General features: G+C 79.6%; 1 protein-coding gene. It reads left to right on the forward strand.

The genetic code is table 11. The features are described 5' to 3' along the window. On the forward strand, positions 1 to 682 hold a 682-nt coding region (locus SSBG_RS04390), incomplete at its 5' end, for a GTPase-associated protein 1-related protein (RefSeq protein ID WP_037868923.1). Positions 683 to 776: the final 94 nt, after the last annotated feature.

A 776-nucleotide genomic window follows, 5' to 3' on the forward strand; every position in this document is an offset into this window, starting at 1 on the left:
CGACTCCGACAGCCATCGCGCGGCGGGGACCTGGCGCGAGGCGGTCGCGGCGGCGGAGCGCGGCGGTACGGGCACGGCGGCGGACGCGGCGGCCGGGCGCGCCCTCGCCGCCCACCTGTTCCGCTCCTTCCCCGCCGAACTCGGCCCGCTGACCCGCGCCCGGCTGCGGCTGCTCGAACTGACCGCGGACATCGCCGAGGGACGCGGCACCGACTGGGCCGAACAGGTCATCGCGCTGCGGGAGTCGGGAAGGGCCGCGGAGACACCCGGGCTGCTCGCCCACGCGTACGCGGTCACCGGCGGCGCGGTGCTGCGGCAGCCGGGCAGCCCGGAGGGCGAGCTGTACGGGCTCGTGCGCTCCGGCGACCCGGATCTCCTCGCCGCCTACGAGCACGCCGCCGGACAGCCCGCCTTCGGGGAGCGGTTGCGGGCCGAACCGGCGACGGCGGCGGGCTGCTTCGTCGACTGGACGGCCCACCCGGGCGCGGGCCCCGCCTGGGAGGCGACGAGCGCGGCACTCCTGGACGGGGTGCTGCGCCCCGCCCTGCGGTCCGCGTCGCGCGCCCACCTGGCCGCGCTCAGGGCGGAACTCGCGGCGGGCGGCCCGCACCGGGTGAACTCCTTCGAGGCGTGGCACCAGCGCACCCGCGCGAGCCGCTGGCGCCGCCTGCTCGGCGGCTGAACCGGGGTGGGGGCGCGCTGCCGGACGGATCGCGCGCCCCCCCAAAGACGCCTCCCGGCCGCTCGCGCCCCGTACCGCTCTCCCCCGGCCCCCA

It is taken from the genome of Streptomyces sp. SPB074, assembly GCF_000154905.1.
Classification (GTDB): domain Bacteria; phylum Actinomycetota; class Actinomycetes; order Streptomycetales; family Streptomycetaceae; genus Streptomyces.